Source organism: Amycolatopsis umgeniensis (assembly GCF_014205155.1).
Taxonomy (GTDB): Bacteria; Actinomycetota; Actinomycetes; order Mycobacteriales; family Pseudonocardiaceae; genus Amycolatopsis; species Amycolatopsis umgeniensis.
This window is the reverse complement of sequence record NZ_JACHMX010000001.1, coordinates 3,149,975-3,171,097: the sequence shown is the minus strand read 5'-3', so window position 1 is coordinate 3,171,097 and position 21,123 is coordinate 3,149,975. Positions and strand designations below refer to the sequence as shown.

Below are 21,123 nucleotides of genomic sequence, written 5' to 3'. Positions count from 1 at the left end.
TCAGGCCGGTGTGTCCCGTTCCTGCTCCAGTTGCGTGCCTTGGGCGACCAGAGTCCGCAACCACGCCGGAACGTGGTGCTCGTCGCGCGGGAACGTTTCCAGGTCGCGGGTGAAGGTGGTCGGATGCAACGGCGGCCACCATTTCGGGTCTTCGTCGAAGTTGAACGTGAACTCGGGTGCCACACCGGACGTCAGCACGACCTTCGCCGAGAACCACGTTCCGCGACCTGGTTCGTACATCCGGGTCCGCAGTTCGCGGAACCCGCCCCGTACTTCGGCGGGCAGGTCGATGTCCCCGCTCCGCCCGTCGGCCAGCCGGACTTCCGTGGCGTAGTCGTAGGCCAGCACCGTCGCGGACACGGTGAGGCTGACCTTCGCCCAGCCGTCCGGCGCGGCCTCCGTCAGCGCGGACGCGATACCGGTGATCAGCTCGTCCGTCATGGGGTCGCTCCGTAATGGGTGTCCGGGCCGTAATTGACCTGGGAAGGATCATTCGGGAAGTCGCGTTGCCTGGTCACTCGCGACACCTCGACCGGTCCGGGGAGAAGATTCCCCTGACCGTCGACGGCGTACACGACCTCTTGCCAGCGCATGACCACGTTCTCCGGAATGCCGTTGCTCTCGCCTTCCATCCTGACCTGATAGTTCTCGACCTTCTGGCCGGGCACCTCGTCGAACTTGCCCAGTTCGGCCTCTTGCGCCCGCCAGGACGCGTCATGGATCCAGCTGTCCCTGTAGTGACCGCTGTTGGAAGCGGCCATCTGGGGATGCATGTTGACGTACTCGCCGGGGCCACCCATCTCATGCGCCGAGAAGTGCCCGCCCGCCCATTCGACGTGTGCGTACGTGCTCCCGTGCACCGGGTGATTCTGGTAGGCCGCCTTACCTTCTTGACCCGACCTGTTCTGCGACGTGTTGTCGCGGAAGTCGTCGTGTTTCCCCTTGAAGACCGGGTCGCCGGTCATCGCGCTCGGCTTCCCGTTGTCACCGACTTCGAAGGTCCAGTGCTTGCTCGGGTCGTGGAAGTTGGGGACGCGATACTGGGTGTTGGGCTGCAGCGGATAGCGCAGATCGGGGTTGTGGAAGGGCTTCGAGGTCGGCAGCGTCGTCTCGACGTGCGTCACCCTGCCAGTGTCGTCGGTGAAGAACCGGCTGCTGGCACCGTTCTTGTACTCCACCTTGTACTCGGCGTTCATCGCCAGCGGCTTTTCACCACGCAGAGCCTGCGGAACCCCTTCGGGATCCGGCTGGCTGTTCCGGATGCGTGGTTTGACGTCCTCGATGGTCCTGGGCGAGTCGATCGGATCGTGCGGATCCGGCCGGTGCCGCGGCCCGGTGAACTCCGAGTCGGCTCCTCGGTCCCAGGTGGCGAACCGCTCGTTGAACTCCGGCGAGTCCCGGCTGATCGTCCGGGGCTTGGGAACGTCGTCGTACGGCGGATGACCGGCGTCGTCGCCGTCGCCGCGGCTCTGGGCGCTGTCGGCGTCCACGTCCTGCTTGTCCGCGTGCGACGTGTCGGGCGTGAAGCCGTCTTCGCTCGCCCGGCGGGCGGTTCCGTCGGGACTGTGGACGTCCCATTCGCCGTTCGGCGGGATCCGGGGCCGGGTGCGGCCGTCGGGGCCGATCTCGTAGTCGGACGAGAAGACGCGCCCGTTCGAGTCGGTCCACGCGGGCCTGCTCGGCGCCATGACTTCGGTGTCGAGTTCGCGCGACAGGCGGCGCGCGAAGTCGTTCGAGCCGGCGTCGCAGCCGATCAGCCGGATCGGGCGGCCGTCGTAGTCCCCGTTGCGGCGCAGGATGTCCGCGAATTCCTCGGGGGTGTACGTGCGGTTGCCGATGCGGGCGTGCCCGTCCGGGGTGACGTGCACGTCGACGGTGTAGCGGCCGTCCGGATCGGGCCGGACGCGGTGCGGCAGGTCGCCCATGTCGGCGTCGCCGCGGTGGTACGAGCTCCCCGCCGGGGTGCCCTCGGAATGCCGCTGGTTGACCTCGTCCGGGGTCAGCGGACGGTCGGGCTCGGCGTCGGGGCCGCGATCGTGCGGTGAACCGTCGGGGTGGCCGTTCGGGTCCTGGCGCGGACCGTGCCCGTCGGGGCCGTGACCGTCCGGCGAACGCGGCGGGCCGGAGTGACCACCGGGACCGCGGCCTCCGGGGCCGGAGTTGCCGGGACCCGTGCCGCCGGGCCGGTTGCCGGGGCCGTGTGCACCGGGCGTGCCGGTCTGCGGCTGGGCCCCGGGGCCGAAGTCGTTGCCACGGGCGACCGGCTGCGGCTGGTTCGGCCGTCCGCCGGGGCCGGTCTGGCCCGGACCGCGGCTGGGGCCGGTGTGGGTGTCGGGACCGCGCGGGGTGTGCGTGTCCGGTGTGCGCGGCGAGCCGGGCGTGCCAGTCCAGCCGCCGCCCTGCGGCCGGCCTCCGGGCGAACCCGGGGTGCCGCCGGGCGTGCCACCCTGAGCGCCTTGGGGCGGCATACCGCCGGCGACCGGCTGACCCTGCGGCGGGACACCGGGCGAACCGTCGCCGCCGGTACCGCCGCGCTGCGAAGGAACGTGTGACGGGCCCGCGTCGCCGACTCGCGGTGCCGTGGGCGCGGTGCCGCTGGTCGTCGTGCCGCTGTCGGTCGGCCGGGTGGGACTGCCGCCGTCGTTGCCGCCGTGGTGGCCGGGCGACGGGTCGGAACGCGGTGTGGGCGAACCGCCGCCGTCACCGCCATGGGTGCGGGGCGCGTCGCCGGTGTGGCTTGGGGATCCGCCGGTGTCCGTCCGCGTGTGGGGAGCGGGGGAGCCTCCGTCGGGTGTGTGGCTGGGTGAGCTGCCGGTGTCCGTCCGCGTGTGGGGAGCGGGGGAGCCGCCGTCGGGTGTGTGGCTGGGTGAGCTGCCGGTGTCCGTTCGCGTGTGCGGTGTGGGGGAGCCGCCGTCGGGCGCATGGCTCGGCGAACCACCGCTGTCGGCCCGGGTGTTCGGGGCGTCGGGTGTGTGGCTTGGGGATCCGCCGCTGTCCGCCCGAGTGTGCGGAGTGGGGGATCCGCCACTGTCGGCCCGGGTGTGCGGTGCCGGAGAACCGCTGTCGGGTGTGTGGCTGGGTGAACCGCCGCCGTCCGCACGGTTCGGGCTCGGCGAGCCGCCGTCGGAGCGGGCGGCACTGGGGGAGCCGCCACCGCCGTCCGGCGTCCTGCCGAGGTTTCCGTCCGAAGTGGACGGTCCGTCGCCATCGCCCGCGCGGCCGGGAGATCCGCTGTCCGAACGGGTCGGTGAGCCGCCACTGTCCCTTGTGGACGGTGAGCCGCCGTCGCCGCCGCCGCGAGTGGCGGTGCTCGACGGGCTGTCGCCGCTGGAGTCGCCAGAGCGGCCGGAATCGCCGGAGTCACCGGAGTTGCCCGAACCGCTCGAGTCACCGTCGGAGCCGTTCGACCCATTCGAGCCGTCGGAGCCGGAACCGTCGGAGCCGGAACCGTTGGAGCCGGAACCGTTGGAGCCGTCGCCCGAGCCGCTGCCGGAACCGTCGCCGTCCGGGCCGTCCCCGGATCCCGTGCCGCCACCGTCGGGGCCGCCGGACCCGCCGCCGCGGCCACCGCGCTGGACGAAGCCGCCCGCCTTGATGTTCTTGGGGTTCAACGCGTCGAGCCCGGTGATCTTGCCCGCGATCTTGCCGAAGATCTTGATGATCTTCTCGAAGACGTCGACCAGCTTGCCGAGCAGCGGCGAGACCCGCCGCATCGCGTCGCACAGTTCCTTGAGCTTGTCGGCGATCTTCGCGGCCCACTTGGCGATCGCGGTGACGGCCTGCGCGACCACGATGGGCGTGCCGAAACCGAGGGAGAACACCGTCTCCATGACCCACGCGATGAGCTTGCCGACCGCGTCCGCGATCAGCTGGCGGATGAACTCGCGGACGAACGCGACGATCTCGCCGAAGATCATCACGACGGTGCTGATGCCACCCGCGACCGTCGCCGCCCCGCTGATCGCTTCCGCCTGTTCCGCGGCCTGCTTGCGATACTGGTCGGCGGCCTCGCCGGTCCAGCCGGCGGTGCCGTTCTTGACCGTGTTCGAGAACTCGACGTGGGTGTCTTCCAGCTTCTTGGAGACGTTGCCCCAGGTCTCGGAGTACGACTGGATCACCGGCGGATCGCCCGCCACCGCGTCCAGCATGTCCTTCAACGGCTGCATGTGTTCCATCAGGAACGACGCCACCGACGACATCAGGTAGCCGAACGGGTCGATCGCGGCGCTGGCGATCTCGCCCGCGAGGCTCAGTACCCCGAGCCCGCCGCCGACCCAGTCACCGCTCGAGATGCCGTTGAAGGCGTCCATGGCCGACTCGGCGACGCCGATGCCCGCCGCGTAGCCGTACTCGCTGTTCCCGGCCGTCAGGGGGCCGGGGCCGTCTCCATCCGTCGGCGCCTTCGCGACGAGCGGGTTTCCCTCGGGCATCAGTCAGGCACCTGCACGTTCTTGAATTCCGCGGCGAAGTTCTCGTCCTGCGCCTGGTAGGCGTTCGACGCCGAGCGCACGTTGTTCGCCACCGCCGTCGCGGCCTCGACGGCCTTGTTCAGCGCGTTGATGCCGAACTCCTCGACCGGGTCGAGCATCATCCGGAACGGCTGGCAGATGATGCCGTACGCGTCTGTCGGCATGCTCACCTGCTGCGCGGCGTCGACCGCCGTGCGCAGCCCGTCGGCGATGCCGTCGACCTGCTTGGCGTGCGCGTCGAGGTCGGCACCGAGCTCGTAACCCTTGCCTGCCATGGTTTCTCCCCTCTACCAGGCCGGATGAACACTAAGAAAGGATGCTGCCGCCGAAATCGTCGTCGTCGTTGTCCTGCGTGCGGCGGCGGCGCGGGATCGGCTTGGGCTGCGGCGGGGTGCCCGGCGCGGGCGGCGGGGGCTCTTCGTCTTCCGGGCCGAAGCGGTGGTGCCTCTCGGGTTCCGGCGGAGCGACGTCTTCCTCCGGCGGCGCTTCCGGGAAGGTGCTCTGGGCCTCCGCGATCACGCGGCTCGCCGTCTCGTCGGTGGTGCCGACCGTTTCGGCCATCGCCGCCTGCAGCAGCTCAGGGATCCGTGACTGCGCGAGCTGCACGAGCCGCATGACCTGCGACGAGACCTCGGCCATCCGTTTGCCGCTCGCGGCTTCGGCGATGACGAGATTCGTGAGCAGGCCCTTCGAGTCGATCGTCACCTCGATGGTGTTGTCCTTCGACCGCTCTGTCACGGTCTGCCCCTGCATGCGGGCGGCCATCGCCTGATAGCGCGCGGCGGTCTCCTGGATCTGCTTCGTCCAGTTGTCCACCATCTGTTCGCTGGCGTCGACGTTGTCCGGCATCGGGACCCTTCCACAAGCTGCATGCTGACGTCTTCACACTGACGGTCCGAAGTCGCCTCCGGTTCCGGTGCGCTCGAAGTTTAGTGCCCGTCCGGTCTACCACCCCGTGCCGACAAAGTCGGCCCCGTCACGCAGCGAAAGGGCCCTTCACCGCACAAAGTGCGATGAAGAGCCCTTTCAGCCCTGCGAACTGCCGGGGTCAGAGGTTGTCGCGACGCCGCGCTGATGGCGCCTCGCCGTTAAAGATTGCCTCGGCGCTCCTGCTCACGCTCGATGGCCTCGAACAGGGCCTTGAAGTTGCCCTTGCCGAAACCGAGCGAACCGTGCCGCTCGATGAGCTCGTAGAACACCGTCGGACGGTCGCCGATCGGCTTGGTGAAGATCTGCAGCAGGTAGCCGTCCTCGTCGCGGTCGACCAGGATGCGGTGCTCCTTGAGCTTCTCGATCGGCACCCGGACCTCGCCGATCCGCGCGCGCAGCTCCGGGTCGTCGTAGTAGGAGTCCGGGGTGTCGAGGAACTCGACGCCCGCCGCGCGCATCGCCTTCACCGTCGCGACGATGTCGTTGGTGGCCAACGCGATGTGCTGGCAGCCCGCGCCGCCGTAGAACTCGAGGTACTCGTCGATCTGCGACTTCTTCTTCGCGATCGCCGGCTCGTTGAGCGGGAACTTGACGCGGTGGTTGCCGTTGGAGACCACCTTGCTCATCAGCGCCGAGTACTCGGTCGCGATGTCGTCGCCGACGAACTCCGCCATGTTCACGAAGCCCATGACGCGGTGGTACCAGTCGACCCAGTAGTCCATCTTGCCGAGTTCGACGTTGCCGACGCAGTGGTCGACGGCCTGGAACAGCCGCTTCGGCGCACCTTCGGGACGGACGACCTTGCTCTCGCGCGGTTCGTAACCGGGCAGGTAGACGCCGGTGTACTTCGACCGGTCGATCAGCGTGTGGCGGGTCTCGCCGTAGGTCGCGATCGCGGCGACGCGCACGGTGCCGTGCTCGTCGGAGACGTCGTGCGGCTCCTCGAGGACGGTGGCGCCCTGCGCGCGGGCGTGGTCGATGCAGCGGTCGACGTCGGCGACCTCGAGGGCGAGGTCGATGACACCGTCGCCGTGGCGGCGGTGGTGGTCGAGCAGCGAGGAGTCGGGCTTGACGCCGCCGGTGATCACGAAGCGCGCCGAGCCGGACTTCAGCACGAACGACTTGCGCTCGAAGTTCCCGGTCTCGGGGCCGGAGTAAGCGATGAGCTGCATGCCGAACGCGACCTGGTAGAACCACGCGGTCTGCGTGGCGTTGCCCGCGATGAACACCACCGCGTCCATCGACTTCACTGGGAAGGGGTCGGTCGAAGAGTCGTGGTCGACGAGGCCGACGAGCTGACGCAGCTGGTCGTAGCTCACGTCGTCAAGAGCACCCTGAGGTTCCACTGTGTGCGTCATGCCCTGAAGCATCCGAGCGCGCGACAAAATGTGCAATGGTCAAAGATTTTGCTGCACACTATGCCCAGTCATGCGCGGGACAGCGCAGTCATAGTGGACAACCTGTGTAGGAGGTAGGCCCGATGTCGGAAGTGCTCGACGAGCTGGACGCGCGGCTGTTGCTGTTGCTCACCGACTCGCCCCGGCTCGGGGTGCTCGAATGCGCCCGCCGTCTCGGCGTCGCGCGGGGCACCGTGCAGGCCCGGCTCGACCGGCTGACCGAACGCGGGATCCTCGGCGGATTCCCGCCAGAACTCGATCTCGCGGCGATGGGCTACGGCCTCACCGCGTTCGCCGTCCTGGAGATCGCACAGGGCCGCCGGGCCGAGGTCGCGGAGGCGCTGTCCGCGATCGACGAGGTGTGCGAGGTCCACGCGACCACCGGTCAGGGCGACCTCTTCGTGCGGATGGTGGCGCGCAACAACGACGACCTGCAGCGGGTGGTGGACGAGGTGGTCGGCGCGCCGTACGTGCGGCGGACGTCGACGTCGATCGCGTTGTCGACGCCGGTTCCGCCGCGCGTGCGGCCGCTGCTGGAAAGGCTGGCGAGAAGCTAGCCCAACTGACCCAGGTACCGCTTCGCCGACCGCTGGACGGCCTCGTGCCCGTCGGTGCGGATGATCGCGTCCCACCAGGCGCCGTAGATCGCCTCGAACTCGTACGGTTCGAGCATTTCGGCCGCTCGGCGGACGATCTCGGGGCGTTCCGGGATCAGGTTCGGGTAGCTGTACATCATGCCGACGAAGCGCCGGTCCGGGATGACCTGCAGGATGTCGCCCGAGAGCACCGCGCCGAGGCCGTTCTCCCCGCCGGGCCAGTGCAGCACGGTCCCGCCGGCGAAATGCACGCCGAGGTTGATCAGCCGCAGGTCGGGGGCGACGTCGAGGGTCGCGCCGCTCCACAGCTTGATCGCCGGATCCGGCCTGCCGATCCACTGCCGGTCGTTCTCGTGCAGGTAGACGGGCACGTCGAAGGTGTGGGCCCACTCGACCATGGTGGTGTAGTAGTGCGGATGGCTGATCGCGATCCCGGTGATCCCGCCCAGACCACGGACCTCGGCGACGAGGTCTTCGTCGATGAAGCCCGCGCAGTCCCACAGGAAGTTGCCGGATTCGGCCTTGACCAGCAGCGCCCGCTCGCCGATGGCGAAGTTGGGCGTGGACCCGACCCCGATGAGACCGGGTCCTTGCTCCTCGATACGAGCCTTGTACGTCCCGCTTGCGCGAACGGTGTCCAGATCGGTCCACTGCTGTCCGGCCCGCGGGACGTACTGACGTTCGTCCTCGCAGATCGGGCAGTCGGACCGGGGTTCCGCGTACTGCATCCCGCAGGCGACGCAGATCGGTAGCTCGCTCATCGTTTCCCTCCAGATTTCTCCGGAGGTCACGCTAACGGCTCATATGCGCGCCCGGCCATATCGGGCCGGGCGCACAGCGAGTTTCCGGGGCCTTCGGCCGTGAAGCGGCGCGGAGGCTCACTTGTCGGTGTACGGCACGGCCTTGACGAGTGTCACCTTCTGGATGCTGCCGTTGGGCAGCTCGTACTCGCGGGTTTCGCCCTCTTTGGCGCCGAGCAGCGCCTTGCCGAGCGGGGACTCCGGCGAGTAGACGTCCAGGCCGCCCTCGGTGCCCTCTTCGCGGGTCGCCAAGAGGAAGTTCTCGTCCTCGTCGTCACCGTCGTAGCGCACGGTGAGGACCTTGCCCGGCCCCGCGCTGCCGTCGTTGGCGGGCGGCTCGCCGACCTTGGCCGAACGGAGGAGCTCCTGGAGGTGGCGGATGCGGGCCTCGTGCTGGCCCTGCTCTTCACGGGCGGCGTGGTAGCCGCCGTTCTCCTTGAGGTCGCCCTCTTCCCGGCTGTCATTGATCTTCGCAGCGATGACCGGGCGGAGCTCGATGTAGTGGTCGAGTTCCTGCTTGAGCCTGTCGTAGGCATCCTGGGTCAGCCAGGTCACCTTTGTGTCGCTCACGGTCACCATCTCCTCGTAGGGGCCTGCCAGGCTTGGGTGTACAAGCCGGCCGCCAGGTTCGGCGTGGCGTGCCGACCTGGGTGAGATAAAGGAAAAACACGGCCCGTCTTGGGCCGTGCCGGTAGATCAGAGTAACACGGCGCGAGGCATCGCCGCCGGTGGAATTCGGTCGCGCCTCGGCGTTGGGCGCCCGTTTCACCCCGTTGGCCGCTATGGCCTTGACAGGTACCGTGGTACGTCGTATGAGCATCCGAAGATATCAGCCGTGACCGGCTTTCCGATGCTCTTGATGGTGGTAGTCACCCTGCTGTTCTTCGAACCAGGCTGAATCAGGACCTCTTTGCGGCCGCTTTCCGCCCCGGCCTTGTCGCGGACCCGTACGACGCACACCCCGGGACGGTTCACATCGTCCCTGGTCACGTTGATCGTGATCTCCATCGCGTCGCCGGGCTTCTCGTCGAATGAGACGCGTTCGCCGTCGATGGGCGCGCTGCCGAAGTTCAGGTACATGGCGTAGGCGAGACCGCCGCTGACCAGCAGTGCGACCACTCCGAACACCAGACGGCGCCAGCGGGCGGGGCGCGCGGCGCGGGTCTTGCCGTACCGGGCGTCCAGGGAGTCCGTCCGGGTGCTTTCCGCGGTGGGAGCGTCCTGTCCCGTGCTCAACCCGGGCCTCCCGGTTGGTGTCGTCGTGCTCGCAGGGACAATGGAGTCGTATGCGAGTGGTTCCCCTCGAGTATCCGCGCCCGGTCGGGCGGGCCGTCAGGCAGGGTCCGGAGGGGAATAGAGAACGAGAAGGGGACGTTCGGAGCATGGTGCTAGCCGATGAACCGCCGAAGTCACGCCTCCGCCTGATGGCGGTGCACGCGCACCCCGACGACGAGTCGAGCAAGGGTGCCGCCACGATGGCCAGGTACGCCGCCGAAGGGCACGAGGTCATGGTCGTGACCTGTACCGGCGGCGAAGCGGGCAGCGTGCTGAACCCCGCCATGGACCGTCCCGAAGTCCTGACCAACATGACCGAGATCCGCCGGGAGGAGATGGCCCGCGCGGCCAAGATCCTCGGCGTGAGCCACATCTGGCTCGGATACCTCGACTCGGGCCTGCCCGAGGGCGATCCGCTGCCCCCGGTCCCGGAGGGTTCGTTCGCGGTCATCCCGCTCGAAGAGTCCACCGGTGCCCTGGTGAAGGTCATCCGCGACTTCCGACCGCACGTGATCGTCACCTACGACGAGAACGGCGGGTACCCGCACCCCGACCACATCCGCACGCACGAGATCTCGGTCGCGGCCTTCGACGCCGCGGGCGAGGCGGAGCGCTACCGGGACGCGGGCGAGCCGTGGCAGCCGTTGAAGCTGTACTACGTGCACGGGTTCTCGCGCGCCAGGATGACCGTGTTCCACGAGGGCCTGCTCGCGCGCGGCCTGGAGTCGCCGTACGAGGAGTGGCTCAAGTCGTGGGACCCGGAGAAGGCCGACGTCATGGAGCGGGTGACCACCCGCGTCGAGTGCGGCGAGTACTTCGAGCAGCGTGACGAGGCCCTCAAGGCGCACGCCACCCAGATCGACCCGAACAGCCGCTGGTTCGCCGTCCCGCGCGACCTGCAGCGCGAGGTCTGGCCGACCGAGGAGTACGAGCTGGTCCGCTCATTGGTGGACAGCACCCTGCCGGAGGACGATCTGTTCGCCGGTTTGAAGGAGAAGGTGGGCTAGATGAGTTTCGTGGTGCCGGCGTTCGCCGTCATTCCCGTGACGGTGTCGTCGCAGTTCCTGGCACAGCAGCCCGGCAACGGCGACAACGGCGGCCAGGGTGAGGACTTCGGCAAGTCGTCGCCGGTGGGTTTCCTGATCCTGATCCTGTTCCTGATCGCCGTCGCGCTGCTGGTGCGGTCGATGACCAAGCACCTGAAGCGGCTCCCGGAGAGCTTCGACGAACCCGCCGCTCCGGAGACTCCCGCTGAGGAGACTCCGGAGGAGAAGGCCGTCGCCGAGGAGCAGCCTCCCGCGAAGGTGGAGAAGCCGGTCGCCAAATCCGACTGACGCTCGGCCCGAGTCCGTGAAGGCCTCCTTGAGGGACCCAGAGTCCCTCAAGGAGGCCTTCACGGACTCGCGGATCGCCACTCACGAGCGAAGCGGATCAGAGGCGCGGGTCGACCGGGTCCGACTCCAGCGCCAGCACGGCGAACACGCACTCGTGCACCCGCCACAGCGGCTCCCCGCGCGAGAGTCGCTCCAACGCCTCCAGCCCCAGCGCGTACTCGCGCAGCGCCAGCGCCCGCTTCCGGTTCAGCCCGCGCTTGCGGAGCCGGGCGAGGTTCTCCGGAAGCGTGTAGTCCGGCCCGTAGATGATCCGCAGGTACTCCCGCCCGCGCACCTTCACTCCCGGTTGCACCAGGCCCCGCGCCCCGCGTGCCAGGTTCGCCGCCGGTTTGACGACCATGCCTTCGCCGCCCGCGCCGGTCAGTTCGAGCCACCATTCGACGCCGCGCGCCACCGACGCCGGGTCGGTGGTGTCGACAGCCAGGGTCCGCGTGCGCGTGAACAGGTCGCCGGTGAGCCGGTCCAGCAGCGCGAGGTGCCAGTCGTGCGGCCGGTCGTGGTACGCCTTGCCCTCCGACGCCAGTAGCTGGAACGGCGCGAGCCGGACGCCGTCGAGGCCGTCGGTCGGCCAGCAGTAACGCCGGTACGCCTGCCGGTACGCGTCCACAGTGGACTCGCGGATCCGCGTCCGTGCCAAGAGCTCGGAAACGTCGATCCCGCGAGCGGCGGCGGCGTCCAGCGAAGCGACGGCGGCGGGCAGCACGGATTGGGCCGCCGCGCCGACGGCCGCGTACTGCTCCGAGATCAGCGATCCCGCCTTCGCGCTCCACGGCAGCAACTCCGCGTCGAGCAGCAGCCAGCCGGTGTCCAGTTCGTCGAACAGTTCCGACGCGGCTTCGCGTACGCCTTCGAGCAACCGCGCGTTCTGTTCCGGACCGAAGAACGGCCGCCCGGTGCGGGTGTACACCGCGCCGGATCCCCGGATCCCGAACCGCGCGGGAGCCACGTCGTCGTCACGGCACACGAGCACGACCGCCCGCGATCCCATGTGCTTCTCTTCGCACACGACCGATTGGACGCCCGCCGCGCGGAACTCGGCGAAGGCCTCCTCGGGGTGTTCGAGGTAGTCGTCCGAGGCGGATGTCGCACAAGGCGCCATCGTCGGCGGCAGGTACGGCAGCCAGCGCGGGTCGACGGCGAAGCGGCTCATCACTTCGAGCGCCGCCGCCGACTGCTCGGCGGAGACCCCGACCCGGCCGTGGTGGCGGGTCTCGACGATCCGCTTCCCGGTGACGTCGCCCAGTTCCAGTACCGCGGGCTCGCGTCCGCCCAGCGGCCGCTCCTGTTCGAGCGGGCGCGACGGCTCGTACCAGACCTTCTTCGCCTTCACCGAGACGACTTCCCGCTCCGGGTAACGCAAAGCGGTCAGTTTGCCGCCGAAGACGCAGCCCGTGTCGAGGCACATGGTCCCGTTGATCCACTCGGGCTCCAGCGTCGGCGTGTGTCCATAGAGGACCGTCGCGGTACCCCGGTAGTCGCGTGCCCACGGCAGCCGCACCGGCAGGCCGTACTCGTCGGTCTCGCCGGTGGTGTCGCCGTAGAGCGCGGTGCTCCGCACCCGGCCGGACGCGCGCCCATGGAACTTCTCGGGCAGGCCCGCGTGCGCGACGACGAGCTTGCCGCCGTCGAGGACGTAGTGCGCGATGAGGCCGTCGCAGAATTCTCGCGCCTTGGCGCGGAAGTCCTCGTCCTGCTCGGCGAGCTGCTCCAGCGATTCCGCGAGACCGTGCGCCACCTTGACCTTGCGGCCGTTCAGCGCGCGGACCAGTTTCTGCTCGTGGTTACCGCAGACGACCAGCGCGCTGCCCGCCTCGGCCATCGCCATCACGCGGCGCAGCACGCCAGGGGTGTCGGGTCCGCGGTCGACGAGGTCGCCGACGAACACCGCGGTGCGTCCCTCGGGATGCACGCCGTCGGCGTAACCCAGTTCGGTGAGCAGTTCCTCCAGTTCCTCGCGGCAGCCGTGGACGTCTCCGATGACGTCGAACGGTCCGGTGAGCTCGCGGCGGTCGTTGCGCAACGGCTCGACCACGATCTCCGCTTCGGCGATCTCGGCCTCGCTCCGCAACACGTGCACGCGACGGAAACCCTCGCGTTCCAACGACTTCAGCGAGCGATGCAGCTCGCCGCGCTGACGACGGACGACGTGTTCGCCGAAGTCGCGGTCCGGCCGGGACTCGTTGCGTTCCTGGCAGACCTTCACCGGCAGGTCCAGCACGATCGCCGTCGGCATGACGTCGTACTCCTTCGCCAGCTTCAGCAGGCTCGCCCGGGAGGCGCGCTGGACGTTCGTCGCGTCGATGACGGTGACCCGTCCGGCTTCGAGCCGCTTCGCCGCGACGTAATGGAGCACGTCGAAAGCGGCTCCCGAAGCGCTCTGGTCGTTCTCGTCGTCGGCCACCAGGCCGCGGAAGTAGTCGCTGGAGAGCACCTGGGTCGGCGCGAAATGTGTCCGCGCGAAGGTCGACTTGCCGGAGCCGGAGGCCCCGACGAGCACGACGAGGGACATGTCGGGAATGGTCAGTTTCATGCCACGGCCTCCTTTCGAGACGTGAAGACCGCCATCTGGGTCGGCGGTCCTGATTCCTGGGACTCCTGTCCCACCGGCAGATGGCGGACGTCGTAGCCGCGCCGGGACGCGACGCCCTCGGCCCACGAGCGGAACTGCTCGCGTGTCCACTCGAAACGGTGGTCGGCATGCCGGAACCGGCCTTCTTCGAGGAATTCGAAGTGCCGGTTGTATTCGGCGTTCGGCGTCGTGACGAGTACGGTCCGCGGCGCGGCGACGCCGAACACGGCGTGTTCCAGCGCGGGCAGGCGCTCCTCGTCGACGTGCTCGATCACCTCCATCAGCACGGCCGCGTCGTAGCCGGCCAGCGACGGATCCGCGTAGGTCAGCGCGGACTGCCGAAGCGTGATCCGCGTCTTGTCCTTCACCCGCTTGTCGGCGATGTCGAGCGCGCTCGCGGACACATCGACACCGACGATCTCGGTGAACGATGGCTCCTGCTGGAGCACGCGCAGCAGGGCGCCGCCGCCGCAGCCGAGGTCGAGTACGCGCCGCGCGCCCGCCGCCCGGAGCGCCGCGAGCACACTGCCGTGACGCTGGACGGCCAGTGGTTCGGGCCGGTCCGGCAGTTCGGTGACCCGCGCTTCGGTCTCGGCCGGGACGTCGTCCGCTTCGGCCAGCCGGTCGAGCGCGTACGAAACGATCGGGCGCCGCCGCTCGAGATACCGGTGGGTGATCAGCTCCCGTTCCGGGTGCCCGGCGAGCCAGCCCTCGCCGACCCGCAGCAGCTTGTCGGCCTCGTCCTGGCCGATCCAGTAGTGCTTGTCGCCGTCGAGTGCGGGCAGCAGGACGTACAGGTGCCGCAACGCGTCGACGACTCGCTGTGTCCCGGTCAGCCGGAGATCGACGTAGCGGGAGTCGCCCCACAGCGGGAATTCGGGGTCGAGCGGGATCGTCTTCGCTTCGACCACCCAGCCAAGGGGCTCGAACAGTTTGTGGACGACCTCGGCGCCGCCGCGCGCGGTCAGCGACGGAACCCGGATCTCGAGCGGGAAGCGCTCGTCGACCAGCTCCGGCCGGTTCGCGCACCGGCCCGCCAAGGCCGTGGTGAAGGCGGCCCGCAGCGCCACCGCCAGATACGAACCACCCGCGTACGGCCGGTCGTTGACGTACTGGGTCAACGACGTCCCGCCGCCGCGCACGAGGTCGATCGGGTCGATCTCGGCCAGCAGCGCGACCGTGCAGCGCTCTTCGGCCGCCTCGGGGTAGAAGACGTGCGCCGTCCCCGCCGAGAGCGTGATCGACTGCGCCTTCTCCGGATGCTTGTGCAGGAGAAAGCCCAGGTCGGTGGCGGGTGTCCGGGTGGTCGTCATGGTCAGCAACACCGCGTCAGTGTGGCGCAGAAGGCCGTTCCGCGCGCCCGTTTTTCCACGTGCGACCCTGGTGGCATGTCGAATCGCCTGAAGGCCGCGACCAGTCCGTACCTGCTGCAGCACGCCGAGAACCCGGTGGACTGGTGGCCTTGGGGCGAAGAGGCGCTGGCCGAGGCGAAACGGCGGAACGTGCCGATCCTGCTTTCGGTCGGCTACGCGGCCTGTCACTGGTGCCATGTCATGGCGCACGAGTCCTTCGAGGACGAAGCCACCGCGACGCTGATGAACGCGAACTTCGTCAACATCAAGGTGGACCGCGAAGAGCGCCCGGACATCGACTCGGTGTACATGGCGGCCACGCAGGCGATGACCGGTCAGGGCGGCTGGCCGATGACGTGTTTCCTGACCCCGGAGGGCGAGCCGTTCCATTGCGGCACTTACTACCCGCCGTCGCCGCGGCCGGGGATGCCGTCGTTCTCTCAGTTGCTCGTCGCTGTCGCCGAGGCCTGGGGTGAGCGTCCGGATGAGCTGCGGTCCGGTGCTCAGCAGATCATCGCCCATCTCACCGAGAAGAGCGGCCCACTGCCCGAGTCCGTCGTGGACGCCGCGGCGCTGGACGCCGCGGTCGCCCTGTTGCGCAAGGAATACGACGCCGAGACCGGCGGATTCGGGGGAGCGCCGAAGTTCCCGCCGACGATGGCGCTGAACTTCCTGCTCCGCCACCACGAGCGCACCGGCTCCGATCTGGCCCCGGTCGAGCACACGGCCGAGGCGATGGCCCTCGGCGGGCTCGACGACCAGCTCGCCGGTGGATTCGCGCGGTACTCGGTCGACGCGCGCTGGGAAGTGCCGCACTTCGAGAAAATGCTGTACGACAACGGGTTGCTCCTGCGTTTCTACGCCCAGTTCCACGGCGTGACCGGATTCGAGTACGCGCGGCGGACGGTCGAAGAGACCGCGGACTTCCTGCTGCGCGACCTCGGGACGACTGAGGGCGGTTTCGCCGCTTCGCTCGACGCGGACACCGATGGCGTCGAGGGGCTCACCTACGTCTGGACTCCCGCGCAGCTCATCGAGGTGCTCGGCGAGGAGGACGGCGCCTGGGCTGCCGAGCTGTTCCAGGTGACCGAGCGGGGCAACTTCGAGCACGGAGCGTCGACACTGCGGCTGTGTGAGCCGCATCCAGAGGACGAAGTGCGTTACGAGCGCGTTCGCCGTGCGCTGCTGGCCGTGCGCGACGGACGTCCTCAGCCCGCCCGCGACGACAAGGTCATCGCCGCGTGGAACGGGCTCGCGATCGGCGCGCTCGCCAAGGCTGGTTCACGGCTCGATCGTCCACAGTGGATCGATGCGGCGGCGCGTGCGGCGGCTTTCCTGATGGACACCCATTTCGTGGACGGACGACTGCGGCGGACTTCGCGCGATGGTGTCGTCGGCACGACCGCCGGGGTGCTGGAGGACTACTCCTGTCTCGCCGAAGGGCTGCTCGAACTCCACCAGGCGACCGGGGAGCCGCGTTGGCTCGCCGACGCGATCACCTTGCTGGACCTCGCCCTGGCCCACTTCGGTGTTCCGGACTCGCCGGGTGCCTACTACGACACGGCCGACGACGCGGAAGTCCTCGTGCAGCGGCCCTCCGACCCGACCGACAACGCGAGCCCGTCGGGGGCTTCGGCGCTGGCGAACGCGTTGCTGACCGCGTCCGTGCTGGCCGGGCACGATCAGGTGGGCCGCTACCGCGAGGCGGCCGAGCAGGCACTGTCCCGCTCGGGGCTGCTCGCCTCGCGCGCGCCGCGGTTCGCCGGGCATTGGCTGACAGTCGCCGAAGCCGCCGCGGCCGGCCCCGTGCAGGTGGCCGTCGTCGGGCCGGATGCCGCTTCGCGCAAGGATCTGCTGGCCGCGACCCTCGCCGCGCTGCCGGATGGCGCCGTCGTCGTGAGCGGGACCCCGGACGCCGACGGGGTGCCGCTGCTCGCCGATCGGCCGTTGGTCGAGGGCGGTGCCGCCGCTTACGTGTGCCGTGGGTACGTGTGCGAGCGCCCTGTCACCAACGCTGACGAGTTGCGCGCTCAGCTCACCAGTCCCAGGACATAGGACCGAAAGCGCCTCCGCCGGTCTGCGGTGCGCCCACCGGCTTCACCGCGACCTGCGCCTTCGGCTTGGCCTTCGTGGACTTCGGCGGCTTCGTCGAGGTGGTCGGCTTTGTGGTGCTGGTCGGCGGGACTCCGGTCACCGTGAACGGCCGGGTCGACTTGCGTCCGTCGGTGCAGGTGAGCGTCGCGACGTACTTGCCCGGCGTCTTCACGACGTTCCCGAACCCGCCGTACTTGCCGAAGTTCCCGCCGATGGTCCACCCGATCGGCGCGGCGAGACCCGGCGAGGTCACCGGTCCGTCCGGGACGCAGCCACCCGCCCCGGCCTTGGTCTCGGCGTAGATCTGTTCGCCGGGTCCGAGTTCGCTCGGGCCGAGGTACCAGCTGGGATCGGTGGTCGCCATGGCGGGCGCGACCACCGCCAGCTGAGCCGCTCCGAACACGAGAGCGCCGATCATGACCTTCTTCAGCATGCTGTTCCCCTTTCCCCTGGTGCTGCTGAAGGTGACACGTTCGTGCAGGTCTTCGGGTTGCCTCGGGTTTCGCCTGACGTTCAGCGCTGCCGGTCGCAACGCTGAAGCCCGAAGAGTCCGTCACGACTCTCTTCCCGGGACACTCCCGCCTGCCGGTGGATGTCGCGAAAGCCACTTTCGCGACGTCTGGTGTCCCGAAAGTGGCTTTCGCGACCTCAGTCAGCGTTGGGTCGGGTGGGTCGTGAGTGGTAGGGCGTCGTGGGGCGTGCTGGTCACGCCAGCCTCGGGTTTCGCCTCGGGAGAACACGCGTGAATGACGGTCGTTGCGAGCGTAGCGTCGGTAGCGTTGTAATCATGTAATCGCGGAGGCGAGCATGCACACCTACTTCAGGGCGGCGAGACATATGGGACGCGGTGGTTGGAAGGGCCGGGGCGGCTGGCAGCAGGCGGAGATCCCCTCGGCGGACGACGCGGCCGCGTGGTTCGGCGGGCGGCTCCCGGAGGGCTGGTTCACCGGAGATCCCGAGGTCACGGTGGATCGCGAAGAGATCGTCATCGTCGGCGAGCTCCAGCCGCTCACCGGTGACTACGCCGACGACGCCGCCCGCGCGGCGGCCGAGGACGGCCGGATCAGCCGGTTCCGCGAGGAGACCCGCGACGACCGGATCGAGATCGCGCGTCAGGCCGAGCACCGGTATCAGCGCAAGGTCGCTTGGGGCGCGAGCCTCGGCGGCACGAGGCATCTGTTCACCACGCATTCGGCGCCGGTCATGACCAGGCTGCGGCAGCCCGAACGCCTGGTCCTCGACACGCTCGTCGACGCCGGTGTCGCGCGGTCGCGGTCCGAGGCGCTGGCGTGGGCGGTCCGCCTGGTCGGCGAGCACGCGGACACCTGGCTCGCCGAGCTCCGGGAGGCGATGACCAAGGTCGACGATCTCCGCTCACAGGGGCCGGACCTTTCCTGAGGCCCCCAGATCGTCGTCGCGGACTGCGTGACGGACGGACGTCCGGGGGTTGCCGAACTCACACGTTCGGGGGCCGCGGGTGAGCGATTGCCGCTTCGACGGCGTCGCTAGCACGGAGAACACCCTGGAACACGTCGATGACCTGCGGTTCGAGAAGACGACGATCAACGGGAAACCGGTCTGATTCGTGCTGCGCCCCCAGATGCGGTGCGGCAGGCTGGGCGCAGACCGCACCGCATCGGAGGAATCGTGGACACACCAGGACTTCCCGCGAAGATCGACCCGGACGCGCTGACCACCGTCCTCGATGGACGGTGGGCCGAGCTCCGACGCGCGGTGCGCGCGCAGATGGCGGCGGAGGACTTCAAGGACCCCGTCGACCTCGACGTCGAGGCGCACCGAGCCCAGGTCCTCGAATGGCTGCGCCTGCTCGCCCGCACCGACCGGCCCGGGCTCGGCTTCGACCCGGCGCACGGAGGTGGCGGCGACGTCGGCGGTTCGGTGATGTCGTTCGAGATGCTGGGGTTCGGCGACCTCTCGCTGATGGTCAAGGCGGGTGTCCAATGGGGCCTGTTCGGCGGCGCGGTGCAGTTGCTCGGCACCGAACGCCACCACGAGCGCTACCTGCGCAAGATCAAGGACTTGGACCTGCTGGGCTGTTTCGCGATGACCGAGCACGGTCACGGCTCGGACGTCCAGCACCTGCGCACCACCGCGACCTACGACCCGGCCACGCGCGAATTCGTCGTGCACACGCCGGACCGGAGCGCGATGAAGGAGTACATCGGCAACGCCGCCCGCGACGGCGAACTCGCGGTCGTGTTCGCGCAGCTGATCACCGGCGGTGAATCGCGTGGCGTGCACGCGTTCGTGGTGCCGATCCGCGGTGAGGGCGTGAGCGGCGTCGAGATCGAGGACTGCGGGCGCAAGGCCGGTCTCAACGGTGTCGACAACGGGCGGCTCACCTTCAACCAGGTGAGGGTTCCGCGCGAGGCGCTGCTCAACCGATTCGGTGATGTCGCCGAGGACGGCACGTACACGAGCCCGATCGAAAGCGACGGCCGCCGGTTCTTCACGATGCTCGGCACGCTCATCCGCGGCCGGGTCAGCGTCGCGGGCAGTGCCGGCAGCGCGACGAAGCGCGCGCTGGCCTTGGCCGTCCGGTACGCCGAGCAGCGACGGCAGTTCGCGCGGTCCGAGGGCGACGAGGTCGTGATCCTCGATTATCGCGCCCACCAGCGGAAACTGCTGCCCGCGCTGGCGACGTCGTACGCGCTGCACTTCGCGCAGGAAGCGCTCGTCGCGACGCTGCACGACATCGCCGAGGACGCGCCGGAGGAAGAGCAGCGAGAGCTGGAATCGCGAGCCGCCGGGATCAAGGCCGTCTCGACCTGGCACGCGACGGCCACCATCCAGACAGCTCGCGAGGCGTGCGGCGGCTCCGGCTACCTCTCGGAGAACCTGCTCGCCGGGCTGAAGGCCGACACGGACGTCTTCACCACGTTCGAGGGCGACAACACCGTGCTGCTGCAGCTCGTCGCGAAGGGCCTGCTGACCAGCTACAAGGACCATTTCGAGGACCTCAGCCCGCTCGCGACCGCCCGGTTCGTGGCGGAGCAGTTCGTCGAGGCCGTGATCGAACGGACGTCGGCGCGCAAGGTCGTCGAACGGCTCACCGACGCCGACGACAGCGACGTGCTGTACTCGCGTGAATGGCATCTGAAGCTGTTCGAAGACCGCGAAGAGCACGTACTCGGCGGTGTCGCGCAGCGTCTGCGTAAGGCCGCGTCGGATCCTTTCGGCGTCTTCAACGACGCGCAGGATCACGTGCTGCGTGCCGGGCGAGCGCACGTCGATCGCGTGGTCCTGGAGGCGTTCATCGGCGCGATCGAGCGCTGCGCCGACGCGGAGGCGCGAGAGCTGCTCGAGCGCGTCTGCGACCTCTACGCGCTCGCGAACATCGAGGCGGATCGCGGCTGGTTCCTCGAACACGGACGCCTGACTTCGGGGCGCTCGAAGGCCGTCACCGCCGCGGTGAACGCGCTGTGCGCCGACCTGCGCCCGCACGCGCGGACGCTCGTGGACGCCTTCGCTATCCCCGAGAAGTACCTAGCGGCTCCGATGCTGCGGGACTGAGCTCGGCACGCTGCTCGGCGAGCTCGGCCCGCAACGCCTTGACCTCGCGGGTCAGCTCGTCGAGGTGCTCGCGAGTGACGGCCTGCGCGCTCTCGTCGGCTTCGGTCACCCGGCGGATCAGCCACGACGCCAGCGTCGCGGTGACCACGCCGAGGAGGGCGATCCCGGCCACCATCAACCCGACCGCGACGACGCGGCCGGTGCCGCTGATGGGGTAGCGGTCGCCATAGCCGACCGTGGTGATCGTCGTGATCGACCACCACACCGCGTCCGGGAAGTCGGTGATCGGCGCGTCCGGCGAGGCGCGTTCGGCGTCGAGTACGGCGAGTGCCGAACAGAACACGATGAGCGCCGTCGCGCCCACCGTGTAGATCACGACGCGGCCGCGCAGCGAGAGGCCGGCGTTGCGGTTGAGGACGTTGAGCACGGTCACCAGCCGCAGCAGGCGCAGCTGCCGGATCAGCGGGAGCACGATGATCAGCAGGTCGAAGATGTTGTTCTTCAGGAAGTCCCGTTTGTCCTTGGCGTGCTTGAGACGGATGCCGTAGTCCATGGCGAAGACCGCCCAGGAGAGCCAGGTGACCACCTCGCACCAGACTCTCCCGGTGTGCCCGAGCGAGGGTTGGAGGATCGGCCACGCGTAGGCGGCCAGGAACAGTACGGCGGCGGCGTTGAGCGGCCACTCCATCCGCTTTTCCCACATCGGGCGTCTC

The 21,123-nt window shown here is 69.1% G+C and carries 18 protein-coding genes; 6 read left to right on the top strand and 12 right to left on the bottom strand.

From position 1 onward, the window contains the following. The 5 genes from HDA45_RS14450 to hppD form a co-directional block, all read right to left on the bottom strand. Entirely contained in the window at positions 1 to 441 is a 441-nt protein-coding gene (locus HDA45_RS14450; RefSeq protein ID WP_184895525.1) for a hypothetical protein, read from the bottom strand. Next, on the bottom strand, positions 438 to 4,430 hold the full coding sequence (locus tag HDA45_RS14445) for a hypothetical protein (protein WP_184895523.1): 3,993 nt from the start codon (positions 4,428 to 4,430) through the stop codon (positions 438 to 440). Before HDA45_RS14445 ends, HDA45_RS14450 begins: the two co-directional genes overlap by 4 nt. Beyond that, on the bottom strand, positions 4,430 to 4,744 hold the full coding sequence (locus HDA45_RS14440) for a type VII secretion target (RefSeq protein WP_101610527.1): 315 nt from the start codon (positions 4,742 to 4,744) through the stop codon (positions 4,430 to 4,432). The genes HDA45_RS14445 and HDA45_RS14440 overlap by 1 nt, the downstream gene beginning before the upstream one ends. Positions 4,745 to 4,775: 31 nt before the next feature. Continuing rightward, positions 4,776 to 5,318 carry a YbaB/EbfC family nucleoid-associated protein gene (locus HDA45_RS14435; RefSeq protein ID WP_184895521.1) on the bottom strand — a complete coding sequence of 181 codons (543 nt, stop codon included), beginning with the start codon at positions 5,316 to 5,318 and terminating at the stop codon, positions 4,776 to 4,778. Between the two features lie 239 nt (positions 5,319 to 5,557). After that, the gene (hppD, locus tag HDA45_RS14430) at positions 5,558 to 6,757 is read right to left on the bottom strand and encodes a 4-hydroxyphenylpyruvate dioxygenase (protein ID WP_184895519.1); all 1,200 of its coding nucleotides are present in this window, start codon (positions 6,755 to 6,757) and stop codon (positions 5,558 to 5,560) included. Between the two features lie 122 nt (positions 6,758 to 6,879). Between hppD and HDA45_RS14425 the strand changes: the two genes are divergently transcribed. Continuing rightward, positions 6,880 to 7,353, top strand: coding sequence for an Lrp/AsnC family transcriptional regulator (locus tag HDA45_RS14425; RefSeq protein ID WP_184895517.1), 474 nt, complete (start codon positions 6,880 to 6,882; stop codon positions 7,351 to 7,353). Here HDA45_RS14425 and HDA45_RS14420 read toward each other — a convergent pair. From HDA45_RS14420 to HDA45_RS14410, 3 genes are all read right to left on the bottom strand, one after another. Next, the gene (locus HDA45_RS14420) at positions 7,350 to 8,153 is read right to left on the bottom strand and encodes an MBL fold metallo-hydrolase (protein ID WP_184895515.1); all 804 of its coding nucleotides are present in this window, start codon (positions 8,151 to 8,153) and stop codon (positions 7,350 to 7,352) included. The genes HDA45_RS14425 and HDA45_RS14420 overlap by 4 nt on opposite strands. A 117-nt stretch (positions 8,154 to 8,270) precedes the next feature. Beyond that, positions 8,271 to 8,771 carry a transcription elongation factor GreA gene (gene greA / locus HDA45_RS14415; protein WP_101610522.1) on the bottom strand — a complete coding sequence of 167 codons (501 nt, stop codon included), beginning with the start codon at positions 8,769 to 8,771 and terminating at the stop codon, positions 8,271 to 8,273. Positions 8,772 to 8,972: 201 nt separating this feature from the next. Next, positions 8,973 to 9,428 carry a DUF4307 domain-containing protein gene (locus tag HDA45_RS14410; RefSeq protein ID WP_184895513.1) on the bottom strand — a complete coding sequence of 152 codons (456 nt, stop codon included), beginning with the start codon at positions 9,426 to 9,428 and terminating at the stop codon, positions 8,973 to 8,975. A gap of 146 nt (positions 9,429 to 9,574) precedes the next feature. Here HDA45_RS14410 and mca point away from each other — a divergent pair, with 146 nt between their 5' ends. Both mca and HDA45_RS14400 read left to right on the top strand, forming a co-directional pair. Further along, entirely contained in the window at positions 9,575 to 10,474 is a 900-nt protein-coding gene (mca, locus tag HDA45_RS14405) for a mycothiol conjugate amidase Mca (protein WP_184895511.1), read from the top strand. After that, complete coding sequence (locus HDA45_RS14400) at positions 10,475 to 10,801, top strand: hypothetical protein (protein WP_184895509.1); 327 nt, start codon at positions 10,475 to 10,477, stop codon at positions 10,799 to 10,801. A 97-nt stretch (positions 10,802 to 10,898) separates the two neighbouring features. Here HDA45_RS14400 and HDA45_RS14395 read toward each other — a convergent pair whose 3' ends face one another. Then, on the bottom strand, positions 10,899 to 13,391 hold the full coding sequence (locus HDA45_RS14395) for a polynucleotide kinase-phosphatase (RefSeq protein ID WP_184895507.1): 2,493 nt from the start codon (positions 13,389 to 13,391) through the stop codon (positions 10,899 to 10,901). Further along, positions 13,388 to 14,755, bottom strand: coding sequence for a 3' terminal RNA ribose 2'-O-methyltransferase Hen1 (locus tag HDA45_RS14390; RefSeq protein ID WP_184895505.1), 1,368 nt, complete (start codon positions 14,753 to 14,755; stop codon positions 13,388 to 13,390). Before HDA45_RS14390 ends, HDA45_RS14395 begins: the two co-directional genes overlap by 4 nt. A gap of 63 nt (positions 14,756 to 14,818) precedes the next feature. Between HDA45_RS14390 and HDA45_RS14385 the strand changes: the two genes are divergently transcribed. Next, on the top strand, positions 14,819 to 16,837 hold the full coding sequence (locus HDA45_RS14385; RefSeq protein WP_184895502.1) for a thioredoxin domain-containing protein: 2,019 nt from the start codon (positions 14,819 to 14,821) through the stop codon (positions 16,835 to 16,837). Here the strand turns inward: HDA45_RS14385 and HDA45_RS14380 are convergent. Next, positions 16,818 to 17,309 (bottom strand): hypothetical protein, encoded by a 492-nt coding sequence (locus tag HDA45_RS14380; protein ID WP_184895500.1) that lies wholly within the window; start codon positions 17,307 to 17,309, stop codon positions 16,818 to 16,820. The two genes, HDA45_RS14385 and HDA45_RS14380, sit on opposite strands and share 20 nt — an antisense overlap. Before the next feature lie 404 nt (positions 17,310 to 17,713). On the opposite strand from HDA45_RS14380, the gene HDA45_RS14375 reads away from it, so the two are divergent. Together HDA45_RS14375 and HDA45_RS14365 are read left to right on the top strand one after the other, a co-directional pair. After that, positions 17,714 to 18,274, top strand: coding sequence for a hypothetical protein (locus HDA45_RS14375; RefSeq protein WP_184905645.1), 561 nt, complete (start codon positions 17,714 to 17,716; stop codon positions 18,272 to 18,274). A 249-nt stretch (positions 18,275 to 18,523) separates the two neighbouring features. Beyond that, the gene (locus tag HDA45_RS14365; protein WP_184895497.1) at positions 18,524 to 20,410 is read left to right on the top strand and encodes an acyl-CoA dehydrogenase family protein; all 1,887 of its coding nucleotides are present in this window, start codon (positions 18,524 to 18,526) and stop codon (positions 20,408 to 20,410) included. Here the strand turns inward: HDA45_RS14365 and HDA45_RS14360 are convergent. After that, positions 20,367 to 21,113: an ion channel gene (locus HDA45_RS14360; protein ID WP_184895495.1), complete on the bottom strand. Its 747-nt coding sequence runs from the start codon at positions 21,111 to 21,113 to the stop codon at positions 20,367 to 20,369. The genes HDA45_RS14365 and HDA45_RS14360 overlap by 44 nt on opposite strands. Between the last annotated feature and the right edge of the window lie 10 nt (positions 21,114 to 21,123).

Excerpts from the sequence above, each read along its gene's own strand:
- HDA45_RS14395 (WP_184895507.1), bottom strand. The coding sequence starts at position 13,391 with ATGAAACTGACCATTCCCGACATGTCCCTCGTCGTGCTCGTCGGGGCC.
- HDA45_RS14380 (WP_184895500.1), bottom strand. The coding sequence starts at position 17,309 with ATGCTGAAGAAGGTCATGATCGGCGCTCTCGTGTTCGGAGCGGCTCAG.
- greA (WP_101610522.1), bottom strand. The coding sequence starts at position 8,771 with ATGGTGACCGTGAGCGACACAAAGGTGACCTGGCTGACCCAGGATGCC.
- HDA45_RS14375 (WP_184905645.1), top strand. The coding sequence starts at position 17,714 with ATGGGACGCGGTGGTTGGAAGGGCCGGGGCGGCTGGCAGCAGGCGGAG.
- mca (WP_184895511.1), top strand. The coding sequence starts at position 9,575 with ATGGTGCTAGCCGATGAACCGCCGAAGTCACGCCTCCGCCTGATGGCG.
- HDA45_RS14385 (WP_184895502.1), top strand. The coding sequence starts at position 14,819 with ATGTCGAATCGCCTGAAGGCCGCGACCAGTCCGTACCTGCTGCAGCAC.
- HDA45_RS14360 (WP_184895495.1), bottom strand. The coding sequence starts at position 21,113 with ATGTGGGAAAAGCGGATGGAGTGGCCGCTCAACGCCGCCGCCGTACTG.
- HDA45_RS14450 (WP_184895525.1), bottom strand. The coding sequence starts at position 441 with ATGACGGACGAGCTGATCACCGGTATCGCGTCCGCGCTGACGGAGGCC.
- hppD (WP_184895519.1), bottom strand. The coding sequence starts at position 6,757 with ATGACGCACACAGTGGAACCTCAGGGTGCTCTTGACGACGTGAGCTAC.
- HDA45_RS14440 (WP_101610527.1), bottom strand. The coding sequence starts at position 4,744 with ATGGCAGGCAAGGGTTACGAGCTCGGTGCCGACCTCGACGCGCACGCC.
- HDA45_RS14420 (WP_184895515.1), bottom strand. The coding sequence starts at position 8,153 with ATGAGCGAGCTACCGATCTGCGTCGCCTGCGGGATGCAGTACGCGGAA.
- HDA45_RS14445 (WP_184895523.1), bottom strand. The coding sequence starts at position 4,430 with ATGCCCGAGGGAAACCCGCTCGTCGCGAAGGCGCCGACGGATGGAGAC.
- HDA45_RS14400 (WP_184895509.1), top strand. The coding sequence starts at position 10,475 with ATGAGTTTCGTGGTGCCGGCGTTCGCCGTCATTCCCGTGACGGTGTCG.
- HDA45_RS14435 (WP_184895521.1), bottom strand. The coding sequence starts at position 5,318 with ATGCCGGACAACGTCGACGCCAGCGAACAGATGGTGGACAACTGGACG.
- HDA45_RS14425 (WP_184895517.1), top strand. The coding sequence starts at position 6,880 with ATGTCGGAAGTGCTCGACGAGCTGGACGCGCGGCTGTTGCTGTTGCTC.